At 74.3% G+C, this 21,048-nt stretch carries 22 protein-coding genes and 1 tRNA gene; 9 read left to right on the forward strand and 14 right to left on the reverse strand.

The annotated features are described in order from the left end of the window. Positions 1-20: 20 nt before the first annotated feature. Positions 21-812, reverse strand: coding sequence for a helix-turn-helix transcriptional regulator (locus tag C1N91_RS07975; protein WP_137767306.1), 792 nt, complete (start codon positions 810-812; stop codon positions 21-23). A gap of 78 nt (positions 813-890) precedes the next feature. Between C1N91_RS07975 and C1N91_RS07980 the strand changes: the two genes are divergently transcribed. The 6 genes from C1N91_RS07980 to C1N91_RS08005 all read left to right on the forward strand — a co-directional run bounded on the left by C1N91_RS07980 (position 891) and on the right by C1N91_RS08005 (position 5,031). Beyond that, a complete protein-coding gene (locus C1N91_RS07980) occupies positions 891-1,967 on the forward strand; it encodes a zinc-binding dehydrogenase (protein WP_137767307.1) in 1,077 nt (358 codons plus the stop codon). A 141-nt stretch (positions 1,968-2,108) separates the two neighbouring features. Next, the gene (locus C1N91_RS07985; protein ID WP_137767308.1) at positions 2,109-3,149 is read left to right on the forward strand and encodes an alpha/beta fold hydrolase; all 1,041 of its coding nucleotides are present in this window, start codon (positions 2,109-2,111) and stop codon (positions 3,147-3,149) included. Then, the gene (locus C1N91_RS07990) at positions 3,094-3,666 is read left to right on the forward strand and encodes a hypothetical protein (RefSeq protein ID WP_137767309.1); all 573 of its coding nucleotides are present in this window, start codon (positions 3,094-3,096) and stop codon (positions 3,664-3,666) included. Before C1N91_RS07985 ends, C1N91_RS07990 begins: the two co-directional genes overlap by 56 nt. Beyond that, the gene (locus tag C1N91_RS07995; RefSeq protein WP_137767310.1) at positions 3,663-4,193 is read left to right on the forward strand and encodes a hypothetical protein; all 531 of its coding nucleotides are present in this window, start codon (positions 3,663-3,665) and stop codon (positions 4,191-4,193) included. Before C1N91_RS07990 ends, C1N91_RS07995 begins: the two co-directional genes overlap by 4 nt. Continuing rightward, positions 4,190-4,681, forward strand: coding sequence for a hypothetical protein (locus tag C1N91_RS08000; RefSeq protein WP_137767311.1), 492 nt, complete (start codon positions 4,190-4,192; stop codon positions 4,679-4,681). Before C1N91_RS07995 ends, C1N91_RS08000 begins: the two co-directional genes overlap by 4 nt. Continuing rightward, the gene (locus C1N91_RS08005) at positions 4,678-5,031 is read left to right on the forward strand and encodes a hypothetical protein (RefSeq protein WP_137767312.1); all 354 of its coding nucleotides are present in this window, start codon (positions 4,678-4,680) and stop codon (positions 5,029-5,031) included. The genes C1N91_RS08000 and C1N91_RS08005 overlap by 4 nt, the downstream gene beginning before the upstream one ends. 58 nt (positions 5,032-5,089) lie before the next feature. Here the strand turns inward: C1N91_RS08005 and C1N91_RS08010 are convergent, their stop codons facing one another. Continuing rightward, on the reverse strand, positions 5,090-5,296 hold the full coding sequence (locus C1N91_RS08010) for a hypothetical protein (protein WP_058727894.1): 207 nt from the start codon (positions 5,294-5,296) through the stop codon (positions 5,090-5,092). Between the two features lie 313 nt (positions 5,297-5,609). On the opposite strand from C1N91_RS08010, the gene C1N91_RS08015 reads away from it, so the two are divergent. Beyond that, positions 5,610-5,681 (forward strand) — tRNA-Gly (locus C1N91_RS08015). Between the two features lie 62 nt (positions 5,682-5,743). Here the strand turns inward: C1N91_RS08015 and C1N91_RS08020 are convergent. The 5 genes from C1N91_RS08020 to C1N91_RS08040 all read right to left on the reverse strand — a co-directional run bounded on the left by C1N91_RS08020 (position 5,744) and on the right by C1N91_RS08040 (position 11,158). Then, positions 5,744-6,538 (reverse strand): FAD-binding oxidoreductase, encoded by a 795-nt coding sequence (locus C1N91_RS08020; RefSeq protein ID WP_137767313.1) that lies wholly within the window; start codon positions 6,536-6,538, stop codon positions 5,744-5,746. Further along, a complete protein-coding gene (locus tag C1N91_RS08025) occupies positions 6,535-7,128 on the reverse strand; it encodes a molybdopterin-dependent oxidoreductase (RefSeq protein WP_137767314.1) in 594 nt (197 codons plus the stop codon). The genes C1N91_RS08020 and C1N91_RS08025 overlap by 4 nt, the downstream gene beginning before the upstream one ends. Before the next feature lie 171 nt (positions 7,129-7,299). Continuing rightward, complete coding sequence (locus C1N91_RS08030; protein ID WP_217496471.1) at positions 7,300-8,190, reverse strand: glycosyltransferase family 2 protein; 891 nt, start codon at positions 8,188-8,190, stop codon at positions 7,300-7,302. Next, positions 8,187-9,737 carry a D-glycero-beta-D-manno-heptose 1-phosphate adenylyltransferase gene (gene rfaE2 / locus C1N91_RS08035; RefSeq protein WP_254678392.1) on the reverse strand — a complete coding sequence of 517 codons (1,551 nt, stop codon included), beginning with the start codon at positions 9,735-9,737 and terminating at the stop codon, positions 8,187-8,189. The genes C1N91_RS08030 and rfaE2 overlap by 4 nt, the downstream gene beginning before the upstream one ends. Beyond that, positions 9,734-11,158 (reverse strand): aldehyde dehydrogenase family protein, encoded by a 1,425-nt coding sequence (locus tag C1N91_RS08040; RefSeq protein WP_137767315.1) that lies wholly within the window; start codon positions 11,156-11,158, stop codon positions 9,734-9,736. Before C1N91_RS08040 ends, rfaE2 begins: the two co-directional genes overlap by 4 nt. Before the next feature lie 155 nt (positions 11,159-11,313). Here C1N91_RS08040 and C1N91_RS08045 point away from each other — a divergent pair, with 155 nt between their 5' ends. Continuing rightward, positions 11,314-12,435 carry a glycosyltransferase family 9 protein gene (locus tag C1N91_RS08045; protein WP_137767316.1) on the forward strand — a complete coding sequence of 374 codons (1,122 nt, stop codon included), beginning with the start codon at positions 11,314-11,316 and terminating at the stop codon, positions 12,433-12,435. 350 nt (positions 12,436-12,785) lie between these two features. Here the strand turns inward: C1N91_RS08045 and C1N91_RS08050 are convergent, their stop codons facing one another. The 7 genes from C1N91_RS08050 to C1N91_RS08080 all read right to left on the reverse strand — a co-directional run bounded on the left by C1N91_RS08050 (position 12,786) and on the right by C1N91_RS08080 (position 19,958). Further along, complete coding sequence (locus C1N91_RS08050; RefSeq protein WP_058727890.1) at positions 12,786-13,490, reverse strand: SDR family oxidoreductase; 705 nt, start codon at positions 13,488-13,490, stop codon at positions 12,786-12,788. A gap of 138 nt (positions 13,491-13,628) precedes the next feature. Next, positions 13,629-15,017, reverse strand: a complete 1,389-nt coding sequence (locus C1N91_RS08055; RefSeq protein ID WP_137768728.1) for a PfkB family carbohydrate kinase — start codon at positions 15,015-15,017, stop codon at positions 13,629-13,631. Positions 15,018-15,115: 98 nt separating this feature from the next. Beyond that, positions 15,116-15,742 (reverse strand): D-sedoheptulose-7-phosphate isomerase, encoded by a 627-nt coding sequence (locus tag C1N91_RS08060; protein WP_137767317.1) that lies wholly within the window; start codon positions 15,740-15,742, stop codon positions 15,116-15,118. Next, complete coding sequence (locus C1N91_RS08065) at positions 15,739-17,145, reverse strand: glycosyltransferase (protein ID WP_137767318.1); 1,407 nt, start codon at positions 17,143-17,145, stop codon at positions 15,739-15,741. Before C1N91_RS08065 ends, C1N91_RS08060 begins: the two co-directional genes overlap by 4 nt. Continuing rightward, positions 17,142-18,146, reverse strand: coding sequence for a glycosyltransferase (locus C1N91_RS08070; protein WP_137767319.1), 1,005 nt, complete (start codon positions 18,144-18,146; stop codon positions 17,142-17,144). Before C1N91_RS08070 ends, C1N91_RS08065 begins: the two co-directional genes overlap by 4 nt. Before the next feature lie 145 nt (positions 18,147-18,291). Then, positions 18,292-19,410, reverse strand: a complete 1,119-nt coding sequence (locus C1N91_RS08075; protein ID WP_254678393.1) for a glycosyltransferase family 9 protein — start codon at positions 19,408-19,410, stop codon at positions 18,292-18,294. After that, positions 19,407-19,958: a D-glycero-alpha-D-manno-heptose-1,7-bisphosphate 7-phosphatase gene (locus C1N91_RS08080; protein WP_137767320.1), complete on the reverse strand. Its 552-nt coding sequence runs from the start codon at positions 19,956-19,958 to the stop codon at positions 19,407-19,409. Before C1N91_RS08080 ends, C1N91_RS08075 begins: the two co-directional genes overlap by 4 nt. A 61-nt stretch (positions 19,959-20,019) precedes the next feature. On the opposite strand from C1N91_RS08080, the gene C1N91_RS08085 reads away from it, so the two are divergent. Next, the gene (locus C1N91_RS08085; protein WP_137767321.1) at positions 20,020-20,997 is read left to right on the forward strand and encodes a glycosyltransferase family 9 protein; all 978 of its coding nucleotides are present in this window, start codon (positions 20,020-20,022) and stop codon (positions 20,995-20,997) included. Positions 20,998-21,048 lie beyond the last annotated feature (51 nt).

A 21,048-nucleotide genomic window follows, 5' to 3' on the forward strand; every position in this document is an offset into this window, starting at 1 on the left:
CGACGCCCGACGGGTCGACCTCATCGGGTGTCCAGGCGGCGGTACGTCGTCATGGTCTGGTCCGGCCGATCAGCGACGTCGAACGAGGTGTAGGCGAGGCGTTGCACCTGCCCGTCGGCCTGCCTGACGCGCTTGATGCCGGCTCCTGGCGTCCCGACGTCGTACCGCGGCCACCACCGGTCGGCCTCCGGGCTGGCCCCGCGGAGATCGGCCTCGAGTTCCGCGTAGACCGCGACGCCGGGATGCCGTCCGGCTCGGGTCCGGAGCCGTGCGAGGAGTCCCTGGGCGACGTCGGTCCAGTCCGGCAGGACCTCGCGTGCATCGGGGGTCAGGAACACCCACCGGACCAGGTTGGGGTGCTCGCCGTGGTCGAGTGCGCCGCGGAACAGCTCGGTCGCTGCCGTGTTCCACGCGAGCAGGTCGAAGGTCCCCCCGGTCACGTAGGTCGGGGCGGGGTCGAGGAGTTCGACGACCCGCGCAACCTCCGGGTCGAGGACCTCGTCGGAGCTCGTCGGTACGGGCGCGTCGACGGCGATGGCGAAGAGGTGCTCCCGCTCCACCGCGGCGAGTCCGAGCGCGCGAGCGATCGCGTCGAGCACCTGACGCGACGGTCGGACGTCCCGGCCCTGCTCGAGGAACGTGTACCAGGTGGCGCTGATCCCGGCGAGCATCGCGAGCTCCTCGCGACGGAGGCCCGGGGTGCGACGGCGGGTCGATCCCGGCAGCCCGACGTCGACCGGGCTCACCCGTTCCCGTCGAGCCCGCAGGAAGGCGCCGAGCTCCCGACGCTGCTGCTCGGTAACGTCGCTCACGCAGTCCTCTCCTGGTGGTCCGGGTACCAGTATGCGGCGGCTCTGGATGGTCTCCTGCTGCCTGCGGAGACTGAGGGCATGCAGGCATGGACACTGGACGGACTCGGCTCACCACTCAGCGTCGAGGAGGTCCCGGACCCGCACGTCCGCAGCGGCGGTGTGGTGCTGCGCATGCTCGCGGTGCAGGTTCCCGCGTACACGCGGGTGCTCGTCGAGGGCGGCCGTGGCGGTATCGCCACCCCGACGGTGCTCGGCATCGGTGGTGTCGGGATCGTTGAGGAGGTCGCGGACGACGTCACGACCGTCCGGCCCGGTGAGACGGCGCTGTGCACCGGGTTCCTGCGGAGCGGTCGGGTCGCAGAGCCCGAGGAAGTCCTGCTCGGATGGACGGGGATCGGCGGCCGCGGGGCGACGACGGCGACCACGGACCGGATGCATCGGGCCTGGCGGACCGGCACCTTCGCCGAGCGCACCGTCATGCCCGGATCGGCCGTGCTCGCGCTCCCCGGTGCCGAGTGGTACCCCGACCCGACGAAGCTCGCGTTCCTGCCCTGGTTGAGTGTCGCGGCCGGCGCGGTCGAGCGCAGCGGCATGACCGCCGGCGACCGTGTCGTCGTCCTGGGCGCCAGTGGCCAGATGGGCGGAGCAGCGGTCCTCCTGGCGCTCGCCCGTGGCGCCGGTCGCGTCGTCGCCGTCGGCCGGGACACCGGGAGCCTCGGGCGTCTGGCGGCGCTGGACCGCCGGGTGCGGACCGTGCGGTCCATCGGGGTCCGCGACGAGGATGCGGCGGCGATCAGCTCAGCCCTCGAGGGTGAGGCGGAGATCGTCATCGACGCGCTCGGGCCGACACCGACCCCGGACCTCACCATGGCCGGGTTCGACAGCGTTCGGACCGACGGGACGATGGTCCTGCTCGGCGGCGTCCGGCAGCCCCTCCGGATCCCGTACGACCAGCTCATGCGACGCCGGATCACCCTGCGCGGCTCGTGGATGTGCTCCGAGGAGACCGCGTACCGGGTCTGGCGTCAGGTGCAGGCGGGCGTCATCGACCTCAGCGCCCTGCAGGTGACCACCGTCGGCATCGACGACCCGGCAGCAGCGCTCACCCAGGCGGAACAGATCCGAGGACTCTCGATCGCGGTGCTGACGCCCTGACGGCAAGACGAGCGCTCGAGATCCTCCACCGAGACCGGAAGGTGTCCGGTGAACGATCCGTGCGACTCGCAGATCTGCAGGCGGACGCGCCGGCACCACCGGTGCGGCGCTCGGCTGTGTGCTCGATGCCATGCTGACGCAATGGACCACAGCATCGTCACCGAGCACGCCGAGTCTCGGGACGGCACCTCGATCGGCTACCTCCGCCAGGGCACCGGACCAGCCAGCGTCCTCGTGCAGGGCGCAATGGCTGACGTCCACGCCTACCGGGAACTCGCCCTCGCCCTCTCCTCCTCGTTCACGGTCATCACCGCCGAACGACGCGGCCGTGGCATCAGCCCGCGCCCGTACACGGCCGACCACACCATCGCCCGCGACGTCGAGGACCTCGACGCGGTGATGACCGCGACCGGCGCGACGAAGCTGTTCGGTCTCAGCTCCGGCGCCGTCATCGCTCTGGAAGCCACGCGCACCCTGTCCAGAGTGGAGCAGCTCGCGGTCTACGAGCCTCCGTTCTACCGGGACGGCATCGACCGCGACGGTGTCCGCCGGCTCAACGCCGAGATCGAGCGCGGACAGTCCGGCGCTGCGCTCATCGACGCGCTCGTCGTCGCAGGGACCGCACCTGCGCTCATCGCGCGCGCCCCGCGGGTCGTCGCCCGAGCCCTGGGCCGTGTCGTCCTCGCGGTCCAGTCCCGGCAGCGGGGGCCGGCGTCATCGCTCGGCGACCTCCTCCCGGGCGTGCGCTACGACTTCCGCGCCGTCGCCGAACGCGACGGTCACGTGCAGGAGTACGCGAGCATCGACTGTCCGGTGCTGCTGCTCAGCGGGACCGCGAGCCCCGCGTTCCCCCGCGCTACGATCCGTGACCTCGCCCGGAACTCCCCGACGCGCGACACGTGGAGTTCGACGGCCTCGGCCACGACGGCCCTTGGAACGGTGGCGGGCCCGCGCAGATCAGCGCCGCGCTCCACGCCTTCTTCACACCTTGATTCCGTCTCAGCGGCGACGACGGTGCACCCGGGGAGGTGGCGGAGACGGGCACGTGCTCGACCCGGTCGACCACGGGTGTGCAGCCTGAGATCCACTCGAATACGATCGCTGCTGGGGGGATCGTCATGTGGAGATGCAGTACGGCGAGACCGACGGGACCGCTGTCGTGAGGGCAGTCGGAGCAGGTGACGGCCACACGGTCGAGACCGTCGCTCGGCAACGGACGAGCGCCAGGCTCGCGCCCGCGGTAGCCATCGTTCTCTCGCTCGTCCTGACCAGCTGTGCTGACAGCAGCACCACTCCGGACGGGACCACTGTGCGGGGATCCGAAGCCGAGAAGTCCATCGTCGACCTGGTCGAGCGTTCCTCGGAAGCGATCGGTGGAGAGTGGCAGGTGTCCCTCGGGCCGTCGGCGGAACCGTGCGGCGAGGATGTCGAGGATCGTGTGCGGTTCGTCTACGTCCTGGAACGCGACGGTTCCCCGGAGAGCGCCGAACAGGACATCACGACTGTCCAGGAGCTCTGGGAGCAGGACGGCATCGAGGTGTTCGAGACGGAGACCGGCGGGGACGAGCCCCTCCGGCGCATCCGGGGCAGGGGCGGCCCCACCACATCCGTCGGGTTCAACGCCTTCCCGGCGCGCTACAGCTTGTCCGGTGTCTCCGCATGCGCGGCGGGGAGCGCAGACGAAACGGGACACGAATGATCCAGAGCATCACCGCCCGCAACGGTGAACTCATCGGTCGTGCGGCTTGCGTTGCCGCACTCGCCCTGCCCATCCTCACCGGCTGCGCAGGCACCAGCACACCGCGGGATGCCCCAGACACCGACCCGAGGTCGGCGAAGCAGTCCATCGTCGATCTCGTCGAACGGTCGACGGCTGCGGTCAGGGGAGAGTGGACGGTCTCCCGCGGCCCGGCGGTCGAGCCGTGCGGACAGGACGCGGAGGACAGCGTCAGGTACGTGCACATCGTGGAACGAGCGGGAGCCACCACTGGTCTGCAGCACGATGTCGAGGTGGTTCGAGCCGTGTGGGAGGACGCGGGCATGGACGTGGTCGACACGAGCAGCGGCGGAGGGAGCAAGCCTGTCGGCCTCCGCGGGACCGGCGACCCCGTGACCTCGATCGGCTTCGACGCGAAGCCGGATCGCTCCAGGATCTCCGGCGTCAGCGTGTGCGCCGCCGGCAACGCGACGGAGCTGCGCGACGGGGAGATCGGGGACGCAGGATGAGTCGCCGGTCGAACTCGAGCGTCGCCCTGCTGGTCGCGACGGCGGCGGTGCTGACGGCGTGCACCGCCGACCCTGGTGGAATGAGGGCGGACGCGTCCGAGGCGAAGCGGTCGATCGTCGACGTGGTCGAGCACACGACGGCGTCGATCGGCGGCGAATGGAGTGTGTACAGCGGTCCCGCGGCGGAGAGCTGCGATCGTGCAGGCGCTGCGCCCGCCGCCCGGTGGAGCTACATCGTCGAACGGGTGGCACCGACGGGAGTCGACCCGGCCGCGGACGTCGAACGGGTCGAGCAGGTGTGGGAGGAGCAGGGCATCGCCGTCGAGCGCTTCGAGAGTGGAGGGGCGGACCCGCTGCTCGGCGTCCGCGGGAGCGGGGGACCGGTCACGACGATCGGTTTCAACGCCTTCCCGCAGCGCTACAGCGTGACCGGAGTGTCGACCTGCTTCGACGGGAGCGTCGACGACCTCCGAGGAGGAACGCCGTGAACGACGACCAGCGCACCGACCGGGACCGGCGCACCTACCGGATCATCTCCCGCACCGGCTTCGTCGCTGCTCCGGCGATGTTCTTCCTGCCGCTGCTCGTGCCCGTGTTCTCCGTCGGCTACCGGTCGTGGCCGATCATCTGCATGACGGCGGCGTTCGCGGTGCTCGTGTCCGCGTCCTCGTTCGCCGCCATGGCGAGTACGCCGCCCGACGAGAACCCCGGGAAGCACCAGCTGTGGGCGATCCCCGTGGCCGTGTTCGCCCTGCTGCCCGGAGCGGTCCTGTCCTCTGGGCTGTACCTGACGGTCGTCTCCTTGCTGAGTCAGGCAGCGGCGACAGCCCCGGGCTGACGGGAGACGCCCACCTGACAGGACACGCCGGCCCGACGCCGGACAGGGACGGCCCGTGTCAGACCGGACGGTAGATCGCGATCGGGGGAGCGGACGGGTCGCCGTCGTCGTGCGCGTCGCCCGTCGCGAGCCAGGTGCGGCCCTCGTGCTCGATCGTCGTCGGCAGGTCGCCGTGCACCAGGATGCGGACCGCGGGCGCGTCGCCGTCGATCAGGTCGACACCGTGTGCTTCGGTCCCGCCGGGGTTGTCGTGCACGTAGCTCATGCTCCGAGTGAACCCGGTCGGCCCTGAGAGCCCGGGACCGCCCGGCCGCTCGCAGGGTTCGGGTCGCCGCGAACGGCCGGACGAGGGGTGGGTGGCCCCGGTGCTCCGGTCGGGCAGGTCCGGGCACCGAGGAGAGATCCGGAGACGACGGACATCCGGATTGGTCGGCGTCGAGGCCTTGCGGCTTCCCGCAATCCTGCAACACGGCGACCGCGGAACCGCAACCTCCCGTGCGCGGCGGATCCCCACGACGCGCCCGGCCGCCCCGCAGATCACGGGCGCGGAACCGATCCGGGGTAGAGTGTCTCCGTACGCGGATGTGGCGCAGCGGTAGCGCATCACCTTGCCAAGGTGAGGGTCGCGAGTTCGAATCTCGTCATCCGCTCGGAACACGAAGGCCCTGGTCACCGACCAGGGCCTTCGTCGTGCAGCAGCCGGTCCTCGCCGTCACGCGCCGCCGAAGCGCTCCGCCCGGACCTCCGACAGGTCGTGCCCGAGCTCGCCGAGCCACCGCAGCACCTGCTCGACGAAGGGCGTCGAGCCGCACACGTAGACGAGCGCGCCGACGTCGGGCCCCAGCACCGACGCACCGAGACGCTCCCGGGTGAGCCGGCCCACCGGCTCGTCGGACCCGAGTGGTGCCCGCCGGCTGAACACGTGCGTGACCTCGAGCGGCGCGGACGCGTGCACGGCGGCCTCGAGCTCCTCGCGGAAGAACACGTCCTCCGGGGTACGGGTGGCGTAGAGCAACCGGAACGGCGTCGCATCGTCAGCCTCGGCGTGCGCGGTGACCATCGGGAGCAGGGGGACGATGCCCGACCCGCCGGCGATCAGCTGCACGGGTCGGCTCGACTCGCCGGGACGCCACACGAACCACCCGCCCAGGGGACCGTGCACGTCGAGGGCGTCGCCGACCTCGATCGCGTCGACGAGGAACGGCGAGACCTCGCCGCCCTCCACGCGGTCGACCGCGAGCGTCACCCGGGTGCCCTCGCCGGCCGAGGCGATGGAGTAGGACCGGGACGCCTGGTAGCCGTCCTCGGCGGTGAGCCGCACGTCCAGGTGCTGACCCGGGTCGTTGCCGGGCCAGGTCGGGACGTCGAGGACGATGCGGCGCGCGGCCGGGGTCTCGGGCGCGACGGCGGCGACGGTGGCGGGGTGCCAGGCTGGCCGCCTGCGGACGGGGGCGGGCCCGCGCGGGGTGATCCGGGCCTCCAGGCCGTCGACGGGGGGCCTGCTCACCAGTACCGCTCCTCCTTCCAGGGGTCGCCGTGCATGTTGTAGCCGGCGTTCTCCCAGAAGCCGGGCTCGTCCTCGGCCTGCATGACGATGCCGCGCACCCACTTCGCGCTCTTCCAGAAGTACAGGTGCGGGACGAGCAGTCGGGCCGGGCCCCCGTGCTCGGGGGTCAGGGGCTCGCCGTCCGCCTCGAAGGCGATCCAGGACTGCCCGTCGAGGAGCTCGTCGAGCGGCACGTTCGTCGTGTAGCCGCCGAAGCTGTGCACCGTGCAGAAGTCGAGCGATGTCTCGACCTCTGCGAAGAGCCGGTCGAGGGGGACGCCGCGCCAGGGCATGTCGAGCTTCGTCCAGTGAGTGACGCAGTGGATGTCGACGGTGACGTCCTCGACGCCGAGCGCGTGGACCTCGTCCCACGTCCAGGTGTGCAGCCCGGACTCGGTGCGGATCGAGAAGCTCCAGTCCTCGGGTGCGATGTCCGGCGTCGCCCCGGCGGAGAGCACGGGCCAGTCGCGCACCAGGGTCTGGCCGGGTGGGATGCGCGGGTCGTCGCGGTCGTCGCGTCGGCCGCCGAATCCGCGGGTGAACGTCGCCATCGTGGTCCTCCTGCTCACTGGTGGTGTGGCCATCCTGCCCCGTGGACCGGTCCGCGGCCCAGCGCGCGTCCGGCGCGCTCCGCGTCACGAGGACCGGCCGGGAGGCTCGTGGCGCCTCCTCGGGACGGCGCACGTCCGCCGCGGCGCCGGTCCCGGCGCGGTGGTCGCCGCTCAGCGACGGTGCGGGGCCGTCTCGTGGTCGTCGAAGAGCACGTCTGGGGCGTCGACCCGACGATCGGTCACGGTGGTCGGGCTCTCCAGGTGCACGGCGCCGGACGGCAGGATGCCCGCGCCGCCGAAGCGCTCCATGACCCGCCACTGCGCGACGACGTCCTCGCCCGAGTGCTGCGGGGGCAGGGCGTCCCAGAACCGGAAAGCCCCGACCTGCTCGAGCGCGGCGCGGTCGTACACGACGCACGCGCCGACCCAGGCGACCCGGTAGGGCACCCACCCACCGGTCTCGACGTCGAGGTCCGCTGCGACGTGCGCCGGGTTGGCGGCGTTGTGCAGCGACAGCCGGTCGAAGCCGGGCGTCCCGCGGCGCACGACCTCGGGCACGACCGGGCCGTCCCACGGCTCGAACACGGCCGTCTCGTGCGGACGGCGGTCCTGCAGGTACGAGAGCCCCTGCACGGCGCTGCCGACGAACCCGCACCCGAGGTCGCGGAGCGCGTCGAGCATCCGGCGGACGGTGCCCGGCTCGAGCCAGACGTCGTCGTCGAGGTAGAGCACCGCGGGTGCGGTGGCGTGGTCCAGGAGGTGCTGGCGGTGCTCTGCCAGGCCACGCCGTTCCGGGTGGGCGAGGAGCGTGACGGGCCGGCCCTGCGCCTCCAGGACCCGCAGCATGGCGGCGACCGCAGGCTCGGAGGCGGCGTCCTGACCCGCGGACTGGTCGCTGAGGACCAGGCGCAGGTCGACGTCCGTCTGGGCGGCGAGCCCGGCGAGCGTCGTCGCGAGCTCGGCGGGTCGTCCGACGGTCGGCACCAGGACGTCGACCTCGGCCGGACCGCGGTCGTCCGTCAGGGGACGCGCCCAGGCGCCGGACCAGCGGGCGGCGGTCACGGTGCCGGGTCGGGCTCGACGGCGGGCGCCGATGCGTCAGTGGTGTCGGTCGGCGTCGAGCCGGCTGCTGCGGCCGCTGCGGCGGTGGCCTCGCGGATGCGGCGCACGACCGCGGTCGTCGAGTGCTCCGGCACGTAGTCGACCATCACGACCTCGCCGCCGTACGCCCGCACGACGCCGGTCTCCTCGAGCATCTCGGGGGAGTAGTCGCCGCCCTTGACGTAGACCTCGGGTCGCAGGCGCTCGATGAGCGGGATCGGGGTGTCGGTCGCGAACACGGTGACCAGGTCGACGCAGGCCAGGGCGGCGAGGACACCGGCACGGTCCTCGGCGGTGTTGATCGGGCGCTCCGGCCCCTTCAGTCGGCGGACCGAGTCGTCGTCGTTCAGGGCGACGACGAGCAGGTCACCGAGCTCGCGGGCCTGCCGCAGGTAGGTGGTGTGTCCACGGTGCACGACGTCGAAGCAGCCGTTCGTGAAGACCACCCGGCGTCCGGCGGCGCGGGCCGCCTCGACGGCCAGCGCGAGGTCCTCGTGGTCGACGACCGTCGCGGCGGGTGCCGTCACGGAGTCGATCAGTGCGGCGGCGGTGCAGACCGAGGTGCCGGCCTCGCGGACGACCACGTCGGCGGCTGCCTGGGCGACGGCGATCGCGTCGCGGAGCGGGGCCCGGACGGCGAGGGCGACCGTGGCCGCGGCGCAGAAGGTGTCGCCCGCGCCGGACGCCTGCTGCTCGGACGCGGGGGTGGCTCGGGTGCGGAAGGCCTGGTCGGTGCCGGGCTCGAGCAGGACGGTGCCGTCGCGGTCGAGGGTGACGACGGCCGCACGGGCGCCGCTGCGGGCGAGGACCTCGTGGCGGGCGTCCACGACGACGGGGACCCGGGCGGAGCCGGCGCCGAGGTCGCGTCCGAGCAACCCGGCGGTCTCGCCGGCGTTCGGCGTGACGAGGTCCGGGTGCAGGTCGGCCCAGCGCGTGAGGTCGTGGGCGTCGACCACGACGGCACCGGGGCGGTCGCGGTCGAGCACGGGCACGACGTCCTCGGGCTGCACGCCGAGGCCGTAGTCGCACACCACGGCGGCGTCGGCGCACCGGACGGCGCGGGCGACCGCGTCGGCGAGACGGGCTCCCGCGTGTGCGTCGGGGGTCGCGGCGATCTCGTCGACGCGGACGACCACACGGTCACCGCCGACCACCCGCGACTTCGTCGTGGTGCGTGTGCCGGTGACCTCCACCAGGTACGTCGTGTCGACGCCGGCGGTCTCGAGCCGCTCGCGGAGCACGCGGCCGGACTCGTCGTCGCCGATCAGGCCGACCATGCGGACGCGGGCGCCGAGGGCTCGGGCGTTCACCGCGGTGTTCGCTGCGCCGCCCGGCACCGCCACCGTCTCGGTGACGCGCACGACGGGTGCCGGTGCCTCGCGGGAGACCCGTTCGGCCTCGCCGACGGTCCAGCGGTCGAGGATGCAGTCGCCGATGACGACGACGAGGGGTTCGCGGTCGTCTACCGTGGCGACCAGGTCGCGGACGAGGCGGACGTCGGCGGTCATCGGGTTCCTCCGGAGGTGGTGCGGGCGGGAGCGGGTTCGAGGTGCACGACGGTGGTGGTCGTCATCTCGTCGAGCAGGTGCGGGCCGTAGCCGAAGCCGGCGCCGGACGCTCCGCGGGGCTGGGCGCTGCCACCGGGGGCGCCGCCGAACACGGCGTTCACCTTGACGGTCCCGACGGGCAGCTCGGCCGCTGCACGGAGCGCGTGCCCGGTGTCGCCGGTCAGCACCGTCGCGGCGAGGCCGTACCGGTCGGCCGCGGCGAGGCGGAGGCCCTCGTCGAACGACTCGACGACCCGGACCGGTGCGATCGGACCGAAGGTCTCCTCGGTCATCACGAGCATGTCGTCGGCGCAGTCGGTGAGCACGGTCGCGGGGTAGAACGTGCCGACACCGCCGGGCGTCGTCCCGCCCGTGCGGACCACGGCCCCGCGCTGCACGGCGTCGTCGATGTGTGCCTGCACCGCGGTGCGGAGCCGGTCGTCGACGAGCGGACCGAACTCTGCGGCGGGCGATGCCGTCCGACGCTCGGCCTCGGCGACGAGCGCCGCGGTGAACTCCTCGGCGACGTCGCGGTGCACGTAGACGCGCTCGACGCTCGTGCAGATCTGGCCCGTGTTGGCGAACGCGCCGAGCGCCACCTGCGCCGCGGCCCAGGTCGGGTCGACGTCGGCGTCCACGACGACCGCGTCGTTGCCGCCGTTCTCGCGGATGACGTGCGCGCGGGTCCGGGCGGCGACCTCGGTGAGCCGGTCGCCGGTCGCGGTGGACCCGACGTGGGCGTAGACGTCGATGCCGTCCTGCTCGAGCAGGGCCTCGCCGGTCGTGGCGTCACCGTCGACGCCCACCAGGACGCCCTCCGGCAGGACCTCGGCGAGCAGTGCGTTCAGGCGGGCGATCGTGCCGGGGCACCGCTCGCTGCCCTTGTGCACCACGGTGTTGCCGGTGACGATCGCCGCACCGAGGATGCCGAGTGCGACGGCCACCGGGTCGTTCCACGGGGTCAGGGCGAGCACGACGCCACGGGGGTGGGGGACCGACCAGTCCGCGGCGCCGAACTGCCCTCGGAGGGCCTCGCCACGGTGGACCGGGCCGAGCTCGGCGTACTGCACGAGGGTCCCGATGCCGGCCTGGACTCCGCCCATGGCGTCGCCGGGGACCTTGCCCGTCTCGCGGGTGTTCAGGTCGGCGAGCTCCTGCGCGTGGTCACGGAGGTGCGCGGCTGCGGCGTGGAGCAGGGCGCCCCGCTCCGCCGGGGCCGTGCGCGCCCAGCCGGGGGCGGCTGCCCGTGCGCGCGCGACAGCGTTCGCGACGTCCTCGCTCGTGGAGCGCGGGGTCGTCGTGGCGATCGACCCGTCGACGGGGTCGGTGACGACCAGGTGGTCGGTGTCGGTCGCGGTCGCTGACGGGGTGGCGATGCTCATGGTGTCCTTCCGGAGACGGGCGTACCGCTCCACGTTCCTCGGGGGTACCTGTGCGGGGCGTCGGTTTCGCGCCCTCGGTCCGCGGAACGCACCGGGAGGCCCGCGGCGGACCGCTCCCGGTGGTCCTCACGGGTCGCGACGGGTAGACGGGTCTGGTGCAACTGATCGGCAACGGTGGAGACCGCTTCGACGACGTCCGGGAGATCGCGGTGCTCCGAGGTGGTGGCCTGGGCGACCTGATGTTCGCGGTCCCGGCGCTCGAGGCGCTCCACGCCGCGTACCCGGACGCCCGCGTCACGCTGCTCGGCAGCCCGCTGGCGCCCGCGGTCCTCCGCGGACGCACGGACGCCGTGCACGCGTTCGAGGAGCTCCCGGTGGTCCCCGGCGTGCGCGACGGCGGCAGCGGAGCACCCACGCTCGAGGACTTCGAGTCGCGGCTGCGGGGTCGGTTCGACCTCGCCGTCCAGCTGCACGGGGGAGGGCGGAACTCGAACCCGTTCCTGCTGCGCCTCGCCGCGCCGCACACCGTCGGCACCGCCACCGAGGACGCCGAGGTGCTGGAACGGTGGGTCCGGTACGTCTACTACCAGCACGAGGTGCTGCGCGGGCTCGAGGTCGTCTCGCTGGCCGGCGCCGCACCGGTCACCCTCGACCCGCGTGTGCACGTGACCGCGGAGGAGTGGCACGCGGTGCGGGACCGGCTCGGTGTGCGCGGGCACCTGCTCGCCGTTCACCCCGGCGCGACCGACCCCCGCCGGCGCTGGAGCCCCGAGCGGTTCGCTGCCGTCGTCACCGCCCGGCTCGACGCCGGCGACGACGTCGTGCTCGTCGGTGATGCCACCGACGTGCCCGCGGCCGAGGCCATCCGCGGCGCCGTCCCGGTCGCCCTGCAGGACCGGCTCCACGACCTGACCGACGCCCTGCCGCTCGCCGAGCTCCCCGCGGTGCTCGCGGCGGCCGACGTCGTGGTCGGCGACGACTCCGGTCCGCGCCACCTCGCCGTCGCCGTCGGGACGCCCACCGTCGGGGTCTTCTGGTTCGGCAACGTGGTGAACGCGGGACCGATCGACCGCGGACGGCACCGGGTGCACCTGTCCTTCGTCACCCGCTGCCCGGTGTGCGGCGTCGACGTCACGCAGGTCGGGTGGACCGCGGAGCGCTGCGAGCACGACCCGTCCTACGTCGACGAGGTGCAGCCCGAGGCGGTGCTCGCCGATGTCGAGGACCTGCTCGCCACGGTGCGGCCCCGGGAGCGCGCGGTCGAGCCTGTCGCCTGACACGGCGCCAGCAGTCACCCGGGTCGTTCCGGTCGCACGACACGGCACCAGCGGTCGCCCAGGTCGCACGACGTGCCGCCCGACTCGAAGTCGAGCGGCACGTCGTGCGACTCCGAGTGGGGCGAGCGGGCGAGACACGCGGCTCGGCGGAGGGTCGAGCGGCACGTGGTGCCACCCGAGCGGGCACGACACGCCGTGAGCGTGCCACGGCGCGGGTGCAATCCGTCGCTTGACGGCGCCGAGTGTGACAGATCTGGCCCGCTCGGCGGAGCGGGACCGGGCAGCAGACGCAGAACGGGAGGCGCGGCGCCGTCCGGCACCGCGCCTCCCGTTGCGTCGTCGGGCAGGGCCTACGGCCAGCTGGGCTCCGTCGCCGGCATGATCGACAGCTCCCGGATCTCGCACCCGGCTGGCTGCGAGAGCGCGAACAGGATCGAGTTCGCCACGTACTCCGGCTCGATGAGCTGCGCGTCCGGACCCGGCTTGTACTGCTCGGTCCGGCCCTCGAAGAACGCGGTGCGCATGCCCGCGGGGATGATGTTCGTCACACCGATGCGACCCGCGGTCTCGGCAGCCAGCGCCTGCGAGAACCCGCGCACGCCGAACTTCGACGCCGAGTAGGCCGTACCGTCGCCGACGCCCTTCAGCGCGAGCGACGACGAGATCGTCACGACGCGGCCGTGCGTCGCCTCGAGGGCGGGGAGCGCGGCGCGCACGACGGCGGCGGTGCCGAGCAGGTTCACACCGACGATGCGCTCCCAGTCGCCCGACGAGATCCCGCCGATCGGGGCGGGCTTGTCGATGCCCGCGGCGGTCACGACGGCGTCGAGCCCACCGTGGCGCTCGGCGGCCTCGCGGACGGCGCGCTCGGTCGCCTCGGTGTCCGTGACGTCCACGGCGACGGCGTCGGTGCCCTCCGGCACGCCGTCGACGCGCAGGTCGAGGACGATCGGGGTGCCGCCGGCCTCGGCGACCGCGGCGACGACCGCCGCGCCGAGACCCGAGGCGCCGCCGGTGACGAGGACGCGGCCGATGGGGGTGGTGGGGACGGGCATGGACTTCCTTCCGGGAGTGGCGTGGTGCCGGTCCGTCGGCGGTGCCGACGGGACGTGTGTGGTGACCGGTGCCGGACGGGAGGCTCGTGGCGGCGGTGCGCCGCGCCTCCCGTCCGGCACGCGGTCGGGTGGGTCGGGTCAGCCGACCGCGGCGAGGGCCGCGGCGAGCCGGGTGGTGGACCGACCGGGGTGGAACGGGACGGTGACGACCCGGCCGCCCCACTCGGCGAGCGTGGCCGCCTCGGGGAGCTCGCTCGCGGCGTAGTCGCCGCCCTTCGCCCAGACGTCCGGCCGGAAGCGGCGGAGCGCCTCGTCCGGCGTGTGCTCGTCGAAGACGACGACCGCGTCGACGCAGTCGAGCGCGAGCAGCAGCTCGACCCGGTCGTCCTGCGTCATGATCGGTCGCTCGGGGCCCTTGAGCGCGCGGACCGAGTCGTCCGAGTTGAGGCAGACGACCAGGCAGTCGCCGAGCGCCCGGGCCGCGGAGAGCGTGCGGGCGTGCCCGGCGTGCAGCAGGTCGAAGCAGCCGCCGGTCGCGACGACGGTCCCGCCGGCGCTCCGGACCTCGTGCACGACGCGCAGCGCGTCGCGGTCGACACCGGGGACGGGCACGGGTGCGGGACCGGCGTCGGCGAAGAGCGCGGTCACGCCGCCGGCCGCCAGGTACTCCGACGCTGCGAGCACGCCCGCGGTGACGGCCTCGGCGACGTCGGCGCCCTCGGCGAGGGCGATCGCGACGCCCGCGGCCAGGCGGTCGCCGGCGCCGCAGGGGTCGCCCGCCGTGACGGACGGGGCGGGGACGAAGCGGCTGTCGAGCGCTGCCGGTCCGGTGCCGTCACGGCCGCGGCGGGAGGCGACGAGTGCCCCGCGGTCGCCCATCGTGACGGCGACCGCGGCGACGTCCCAGGTGCGGACGAGCTCGGCAGCGGCGTCGGTGGCGAAGGGGACGCCCTCGCCGGACAGGTCGGTGAAGCGGCGGGCCTCGCTGGTGTTCGGCGTCACGACGGCGGTGCCGGCGACGGGGGCGGCGCCCTTGGGGTGCGGGTCCCAGACCACCGGCGTCGTGCGGGCCGCGGCGGCCAGGGCGTCGCGGAGCCCCGCGGAGGCTGCGACACCGCGACCGTAGTCGGCGACGACGATCGCGTCGGCGACCTCGAGCGCTGCGGTCATCTCGGCCGTGGTGTCGGGCACGGGCGGCGTGGCGCAGCCCTCGTCGATGCGGACGAGAGCGTGGTCGACGACGCGGACGCGGGTCTTCACCGGGGTCGGTGCGCCGGAGGGACCGGCGACCACCCGGACGTCGGGCAACAGGGCGCGGATCTCCGCGGCGCGGTCGTCGTCGCTCAGGACGGTGACGAGCGTCACGTCGTGGCCGTCGCGTACGAGCATCGAGGCGACCAGACCGGCACCACCGGCACGGCGGTCGTCGGTGCGGACGTCGACGACGGGCACCGGGGCGTCCGGGCTCAGGCGCTCGCTCGTGCCCGAGACGTCGACGTCGAGCAGCGTGTCACCGACGACGACGATGCGGCGCCGCGTCCCGTCGGCCTGCGCGCGGTCGGCGGTGCGCTGCGACGTGGCCCCGGTGTCCCCGGCGCGCGGTGCGGTGGTGCCGCCGTGGGCGGTCACCGGCGGCCGCCGCGGCGCAGGGCGGGCTCCATCGCGCGGCAGAGGGCGTGCACGAGGACGAGCTGTGCCTCCTGCACGTTGGCCGAGGGCCCCTCGATGCGGATCGCGTCGTCGACCGCGTCCGCGAGCGGGTTCGGGCCGGGGCCGGTCATCGCGATCGAGCGGGCGCCGACGGCCCGCGCGGCCTCGGCGGCGCGGAGCAGGTTCGGGCTCTTCCCGCTCGTGCTGAGCAGCACCACGACGTCCCCGGCGCGCGCGTGCGCCGTGACCTGGCGCGCGAAGACCTCGTCGTAGCCGTAGTCGTTGCCGATCGCGGTGACGGCGGAGCTCTCGGCGTGCAGGGAGATCGCCGAGTACGCCGGGCGGTCCCCGTCGAAGCGGCCGGTCAGCTCCGAGGTCAGGTGCTGCGCCTCTGCTGCTGACCCGCCGTTGCCCGCGGCGAGCAGTCGACGACCGGCCACCAGGCGTGCGGCGATGTCGTCCGCCCAGGCGGCGATGTGGTCCTTGTGGTCGACGAGCGAGGCGATCACGGGGACCGAGGCGGCGATGTGGTCGACGACGGTCCGGACGCTGGCGCTCCCTGTGTCCGGCTCGCGGGTGCCGGTCTGCTGCTCGATGGTCATCGTGCGGTCCTCTCCGTCGGGTGCGGCAGCACCGCGGGCGTCGGACGGGCGGTCCGTCCGGCGCGTCCGGGACGAGCGCCCGGGGTGGTCGTGGCGGGGGTGATCGTGACCGGGTCGTTCGACCCGGGTGCCGTGTCGGTCCCGGTGGCCGCAGCCGCGGGGGCGGCGAGGGCGTTCGCGGCACCGGCGACGAGCCGCTCGTAGACGCGCTCGCTCTCGGCGGCGACCTTCTGCCAGGTGTACCGGGCCTCGGCACGCTCGCGTCCGGCGCGCCCGTAGGCCTCGCGGCGCTCGGGGTCGTCGAGGATCGCACCGACGGCGGCGGCCACGGCGTCCTCGTCGCGCGGCGGGACGTGCAGGCCCGTGGCGTCCTCGACGACGGTGTCGATCAGGCCGCCGACGCTCGACGCGACGACCGGACGACCGCAGGCCATGGCCTCGAGCGGCACGATGCCGAACGGCTCGTACCAGGGCGCGCACACGACGACGTCGGCGCTGCGGTACACGGCGGGCATGTCGTGCTGCCCGAGCTGGCCGCGGAAGGTCACGTGCTCGCGGACCCCGAGCGACCGGGCCAGGGCGTCGAGGCGCTGGTACTCCGGGTCGTCGGCCAGGTCCGCCCCTGCGGTGCCGGCGCCGCCGACGACGACCAGTTCGGCCTCGCGGCCCTCGTCGAGCAGCTTCGCGAGCGCGGCGATGGTCGTGCCGACGCCCTTCCGGCGCACCAGGCGGGACGCGGTCAGGACGCGGAAGGGGCGCCCGCGTTCCTCGACGGGCCCGTCCGGGCGGAACAGGTCCGTGTCAACGCCGCACGGCACGACCGAGATGGCGTGCAGCGGGACGCCGAGCGCCTTGAGCTCGAACGCCTCGTCGGAGCACGTCGCGACGACCTGGTCGACGCTCCGGCCCACGGCGGGCTCGATCCACTCGCGCTCGGCGGGGCTCGTGTCGGCGGTGCCCTGGTGGCGGCGCTTCACGACGCCCAGCGCGTGGAAGGTCTGCACGACCGGGATCCGGACGCCGCCGGTGCGGGCGTGGACCTGCTTGACGGCTTCGAGCGCGGCGTGACCGGACATCCAGAAGTGCCCGTGCACCACGTCGGGACGGTCGACGAACCACTCCGCCGCGAGCACCGAGGCGAACGTGTCCATGAACGGGAACAGGTCGTCCTTCGGCACGTGCCGCGCAGGACCGGCGTCGACGTGCACGACCTCGACCCCGGGGCGCAGCAGCACCCGGACGGGCTGGTCGGCGTCGTCGCGCCGCGTGTACACGGTCACCTGGTGGCCGCGGTCCGCCAGGGCCCCGGAGAGCTCGGCGACGTGCACGTTCTGTCCGCCGGCGTCGACTCCGCCGAGCACCGCGAGCGGGCTCGCGTGCTCGGACACCATCGCGATCTTCATCGGAGGCTCCCTTCCAGCGCGGCGTCCGCCGCCGCGCTTCCGCGCCGCGCACCCCGCGCGACGGCGTCGTCGAGGAGGTCGTCCCAGTCCGCCAGGTACCGGCCGAGCGCGTGCCGCGCGAGCGCGGCCTCACGCGCGACGGCACCGCGGCGGCGGGCCTCCTCGGGGTCCTCCAGGAGCGTCCTGGAGGCACGGACCAGCTCGTCGACGTCGGTCGCGATCGCGCCGGCATCGGCGGGCACCGTCCGGGGTGCGTCGGTCGTCGCGAGCACGAGGACCGGCATGGCCATGTGCATCGACTCGATCAGTGACAGGCCGAGCGATGTCCAGCGGTTCGGGTGCACGTAGGCGCGTCGTTGCGCGAGCGCGGCGTGCATCGGGGCGGCGGGGACGTCGCCGAGGGCGACGACGCGGTCGCCGAACCCGAGCTCGGGCAGCCGGTCGGTGCCCATGCCCCAGAGGTCGACGGGTGCGACCTCGGCGAAACGGGGGAGCAGGTCGGTGCCCACCACCCGACCGCGACGGACCGGTTCGTTGATGACGACGCCGAAGCGTTCGAGCTCGCCGGTGTACAGCGGGCCCGGGTCGACGACGCCGTGCTCGACGACCGTGGTGCGGGTCGTGCCGCAGTCCCACATCAGGGCGTTCCAGTGCGTGACGTGGGCGATCACCAGGTCGTCGCGGTCCCGCATCGGGTGCAGGCTGCTCGGGACGTCGATCCGCGGGGCGTTGTGCTCGACGAAGACCATCGGCACCTCGCGGCCACCGAGCAGGCGTCGGGCCTCCTCGAGCTCCTCGGTGCGCTGCAGCACGACCACGTCGACCTCGGCATCGGCGAGGTCCGCGGGGTCGATCTCGATCGCGTTCGTCGGCCAGTCGCGCCCACCGCGTCCGAGCCCCCAGCCGTCGCGGGCCGGGGTGGTCGGGATGAGGTACTCGTGGGGGCCGCGGACGAAGGCGTCCATCCAGCCGCCGTGCACGTGCCACACGAGGATCCGCATGCAGGGCCTTCCGTTCGTTCGGTGCCCCTCCGGACGGCTCGTGACGCGGGTCCGCGCGGTCGCGCGGGCGCCCGTGCGAGGAGCAGGAGGAGCAGTGGCGCACGCTACGGGAGCACTGCTGGTGCTCCTCGCAGCTTCTCCTGCTTCATCCGCTGAGCGCAGTGCGGTGCTCGTCGGCGGTGGAGCCGGCCGCACGCGCGAGCAGGCGGTCGTGGGCTGCGAGCACGTCCGACACGCCGACACCGGAGAGGCACGGGTGACCGGGGACCGGGCACTCCCGCGCACGGCTCAGGCGGCAGGCGGCCGTCTGGTCGCCGAGCAGTTCGACGTTCGGCGTGTACGGCGCCCACTTCACGGCGGGCACGACCGGGGAGAACAGGCTGACGATCCGCGCGCCGACCGCGGCGGCGAGGTGTGCCGGTCCGGTGTTCCCGACGACGACGACCTCGGCGCCGGCGAGTACGGCGGCGAGTTCCGCGGGCGAGGTCCGACCGCCGAGGTCGACCGCGCCGTCGCCCGCGACGGCCGCCGTGAGCGCCCGCTCGCCGGGGCTGCCGGTGACGACCACCGGGACCCCGCGCTCGGCGTAGGCCGCGACGAGGGCGCGGTGGTGGTCCTCCGGCCAGGAGCGCGCCGGGACGCTCGCTCCGGGGTGCACGACCACGTAGCGGCCCAGGGCGACCACCTCGGGCGGTGCGACGGCGTCGTGTCGGACCGCGAGCCTCCCGTCGTCCCCCGGCGGCAGCGAGAACCCGGCGGCCTCGGCGATGCGGAGGGCGCGCTCGGGTTCCGGCAGGTCCTCGGGCAGGTCCTCACCCGGACGGAGTCGGACGTCGAGCAGCGACCCGGGGTGGTCCACCGATGCGCCGGAGACTCGCGGGACCCCGGCGAGACGGAGCAGCAGGGCGACCGGCAGGGGTGACTGGTGGAACGAGGTGAGCACGACGGCCTCGTCGGGCTGCTCCTCGGTGACGAGCGCGCGGAACTCGCCGAGCAGCGCGTCGTCGATCGGTCGGGCGGTCTCGGTCACCCACGGCGCCGCCCACACCCGCACCCGGTCGACGCCGGGCAGCAGGTCGGCGGCGGGGGAGCCCTGGGGGCCGCAGAGCATCGTGACGTGCGAGGCGCCGGCGGCGACGGCGCGGACGGCGGGACCGGCGACCAGGACGTCGCCGAACGAGTCGAGCCGGACGACGAGGACGCGGGGTCCGGTGCGAGGGCCGCTCGTGCGCGGGCCGCTCGTGCGCAGGGCGGGACCGCTCACGCGTGCGCCGCCGGGACGCGGGCCAGCACGAGGGACACCGCGTCGTCGAGGGAGGCCGCGACGGTCTCGGCCGCGTCCACCTCCTCGGTCCGTGTCCGGGGAGTCGGCACCAGGATGCCCTGGGCACCCGCGGCGGCTGCGGCGCCGACGTCCGCGCCGATGTCCCCGACCACGACGAGCTCCGCCGGGTCGAGCCCGAGCCGACGGGCCGCGTCGAGCACCATGCCGGGACGCGGCTTCCGGCAGTCGCACCCGTCGTCGGCGTCGTGCGGGCAGACGCACCAGACGTCGAACGGTCCGACCAGCTCGTCCACGCGGGCGTTCGTCGCGTCGACCTGCTCGCGGGTCGCCAGTCCCTTGGCGATCGCCGACTGGTTCGTCACGACCCCGACCCGCAGTCCTGCGGCGCGTGCGCGCTCGACCGCCCGGTGGGCGCCGGGTACCGGCACCACCTTGTGCGGGTCGGCGTTGTAGGGGACGTCGATGACGAGCGTGTCGTCACGGTCGAAGAGCAGACCGCGGACGGGGCGGTCCTTCGCGAGAGCCATGCTCCTTGGTACCGCCCGGAGGCCGGGAACCGGCCCAGGCGCGGCCGGATAGCGTCGGACCGTGACCGCCGTCCCCGCCCTGCCCCCGTCCGACGGACGCCCCGACCTGCTCGTCCTCCGCGCCATCAAGCTCGGCGACGCACTCGTCGCCGTCCCCGCCCTGCACGCGCTCCGCCGGGCGTTCCCCGGCCACCGGATCACCCTGGCCACGACCGCGTGGCTCGCTCCGGTCGTCGAGCTGCTGCCGGTGGACGTGCACCTCGCGCAGCACGGGCTCGACCACCCGATCGCCGCACCGGCCGGCGCGGTCGACGTCGCGGTCAACCTGCACGGCGCCGGACCGGAGTCGTCCGACCTCGTCGCCGCCCTCGGCGCCCGTCGCGTGATCGGACACGCCGACCCGACCCACGGGTACGAGGGTCCGGTGTGGCCCGACGACGTGCACGAGCGGGAGCGCTGGGCGGACCTGCTCACCTGGCACGGCATCCCGGCCGACCCGGACGAGGTCGCCATCGCCCGCCCCGCCGCGCCGTCGGTGGCGCCCGGCGCGGCGGTCGTGCACGTCGGCGCCTTCCACGGCGCGCGGCACTGGCCGACGGACCGCTTCGCCGCCGTGGTGCGCGGGCTCCGCGAGCGCGGCCTCGAGGTGGTCCTGACGGGAGGCGCGGACGACGTCGAGCGCGCCGCCGCCGTCGCGCAGGCGGCCGGCCTGCCGCCGGAGGCGGTCCTCGCCGGTGCGCTGGAGCTGCAGGCCTTCGCGGGCGTCATCGCGTCGGCCGCGCTCGTCGTCACGGTCGACACCGGGGCCGCGCACCTCGCCTCCGCCTACGGGATCCCGTCGGTGGTGGTGTTCGGTCCGGCGCCGCCCGAGGCGTGGGGTCCGCCGGCCTCGGGTCCGCACGTGGTGCTCACCGACGCGTCCGTCCGACGGGGCGACGTGTTCGCCGAGGACCCGGACCCGGCGCTGCTCGCGGTCGGGGTCGACGACGTGCTCGCGGCGGTCGACTCGTTGCCGGTCCGTTCCGCCACCTCGCCGTGAACCTGGCAAGGGCTCGCCGGTAGCGTCGAGGGGTACCTGTCCTGCTCGAAG

This window comes from Curtobacterium sp. SGAir0471, from assembly GCF_005490985.1.
In the GTDB taxonomy this organism is placed as follows: domain Bacteria; phylum Actinomycetota; class Actinomycetes; order Actinomycetales; family Microbacteriaceae; genus Curtobacterium.

What these genes read in the sequence shown, in the direction of transcription:
- C1N91_RS07980 (WP_137767307.1), top strand. Translation starts at nt 891, where the DNA reads ATGCAGGCATGGACACTGGACGGACTCGGCTCACCACTCAGCGTCGAG.
- C1N91_RS07985 (WP_137767308.1), top strand. Translation starts at nt 2,109, where the DNA reads ATGGACCACAGCATCGTCACCGAGCACGCCGAGTCTCGGGACGGCACC.
- C1N91_RS07990 (WP_137767309.1), top strand. Translation starts at nt 3,094, where the DNA reads ATGCAGTACGGCGAGACCGACGGGACCGCTGTCGTGAGGGCAGTCGGA.
- C1N91_RS07995 (WP_137767310.1), top strand. Translation starts at nt 3,663, where the DNA reads ATGATCCAGAGCATCACCGCCCGCAACGGTGAACTCATCGGTCGTGCG.
- C1N91_RS08000 (WP_137767311.1), top strand. Translation starts at nt 4,190, where the DNA reads ATGAGTCGCCGGTCGAACTCGAGCGTCGCCCTGCTGGTCGCGACGGCG.
- C1N91_RS08010 (WP_058727894.1), bottom strand. Translation starts at nt 5,296, where the DNA reads ATGAGCTACGTGCACGACAACCCCGGCGGGACCGAAGCACACGGTGTC.
- C1N91_RS08025 (WP_137767314.1), bottom strand. Translation starts at nt 7,128, where the DNA reads ATGGCGACGTTCACCCGCGGATTCGGCGGCCGACGCGACGACCGCGAC.
- rfaE2 (WP_254678392.1), bottom strand. Translation starts at nt 9,737, where the DNA reads ATGACCGCCGACGTCCGCCTCGTCCGCGACCTGGTCGCCACGGTAGAC.
- C1N91_RS08040 (WP_137767315.1), bottom strand. Translation starts at nt 11,158, where the DNA reads ATGAGCATCGCCACCCCGTCAGCGACCGCGACCGACACCGACCACCTG.
- C1N91_RS08050 (WP_058727890.1), bottom strand. Translation starts at nt 13,490, where the DNA reads ATGCCCGTCCCCACCACCCCCATCGGCCGCGTCCTCGTCACCGGCGGC.
- C1N91_RS08060 (WP_137767317.1), bottom strand. Translation starts at nt 15,742, where the DNA reads ATGACCATCGAGCAGCAGACCGGCACCCGCGAGCCGGACACAGGGAGC.
- C1N91_RS08065 (WP_137767318.1), bottom strand. Translation starts at nt 17,145, where the DNA reads ATGAAGATCGCGATGGTGTCCGAGCACGCGAGCCCGCTCGCGGTGCTC.
- C1N91_RS08070 (WP_137767319.1), bottom strand. Translation starts at nt 18,146, where the DNA reads ATGCGGATCCTCGTGTGGCACGTGCACGGCGGCTGGATGGACGCCTTC.
- C1N91_RS08080 (WP_137767320.1), bottom strand. Translation starts at nt 19,958, where the DNA reads ATGGCTCTCGCGAAGGACCGCCCCGTCCGCGGTCTGCTCTTCGACCGT.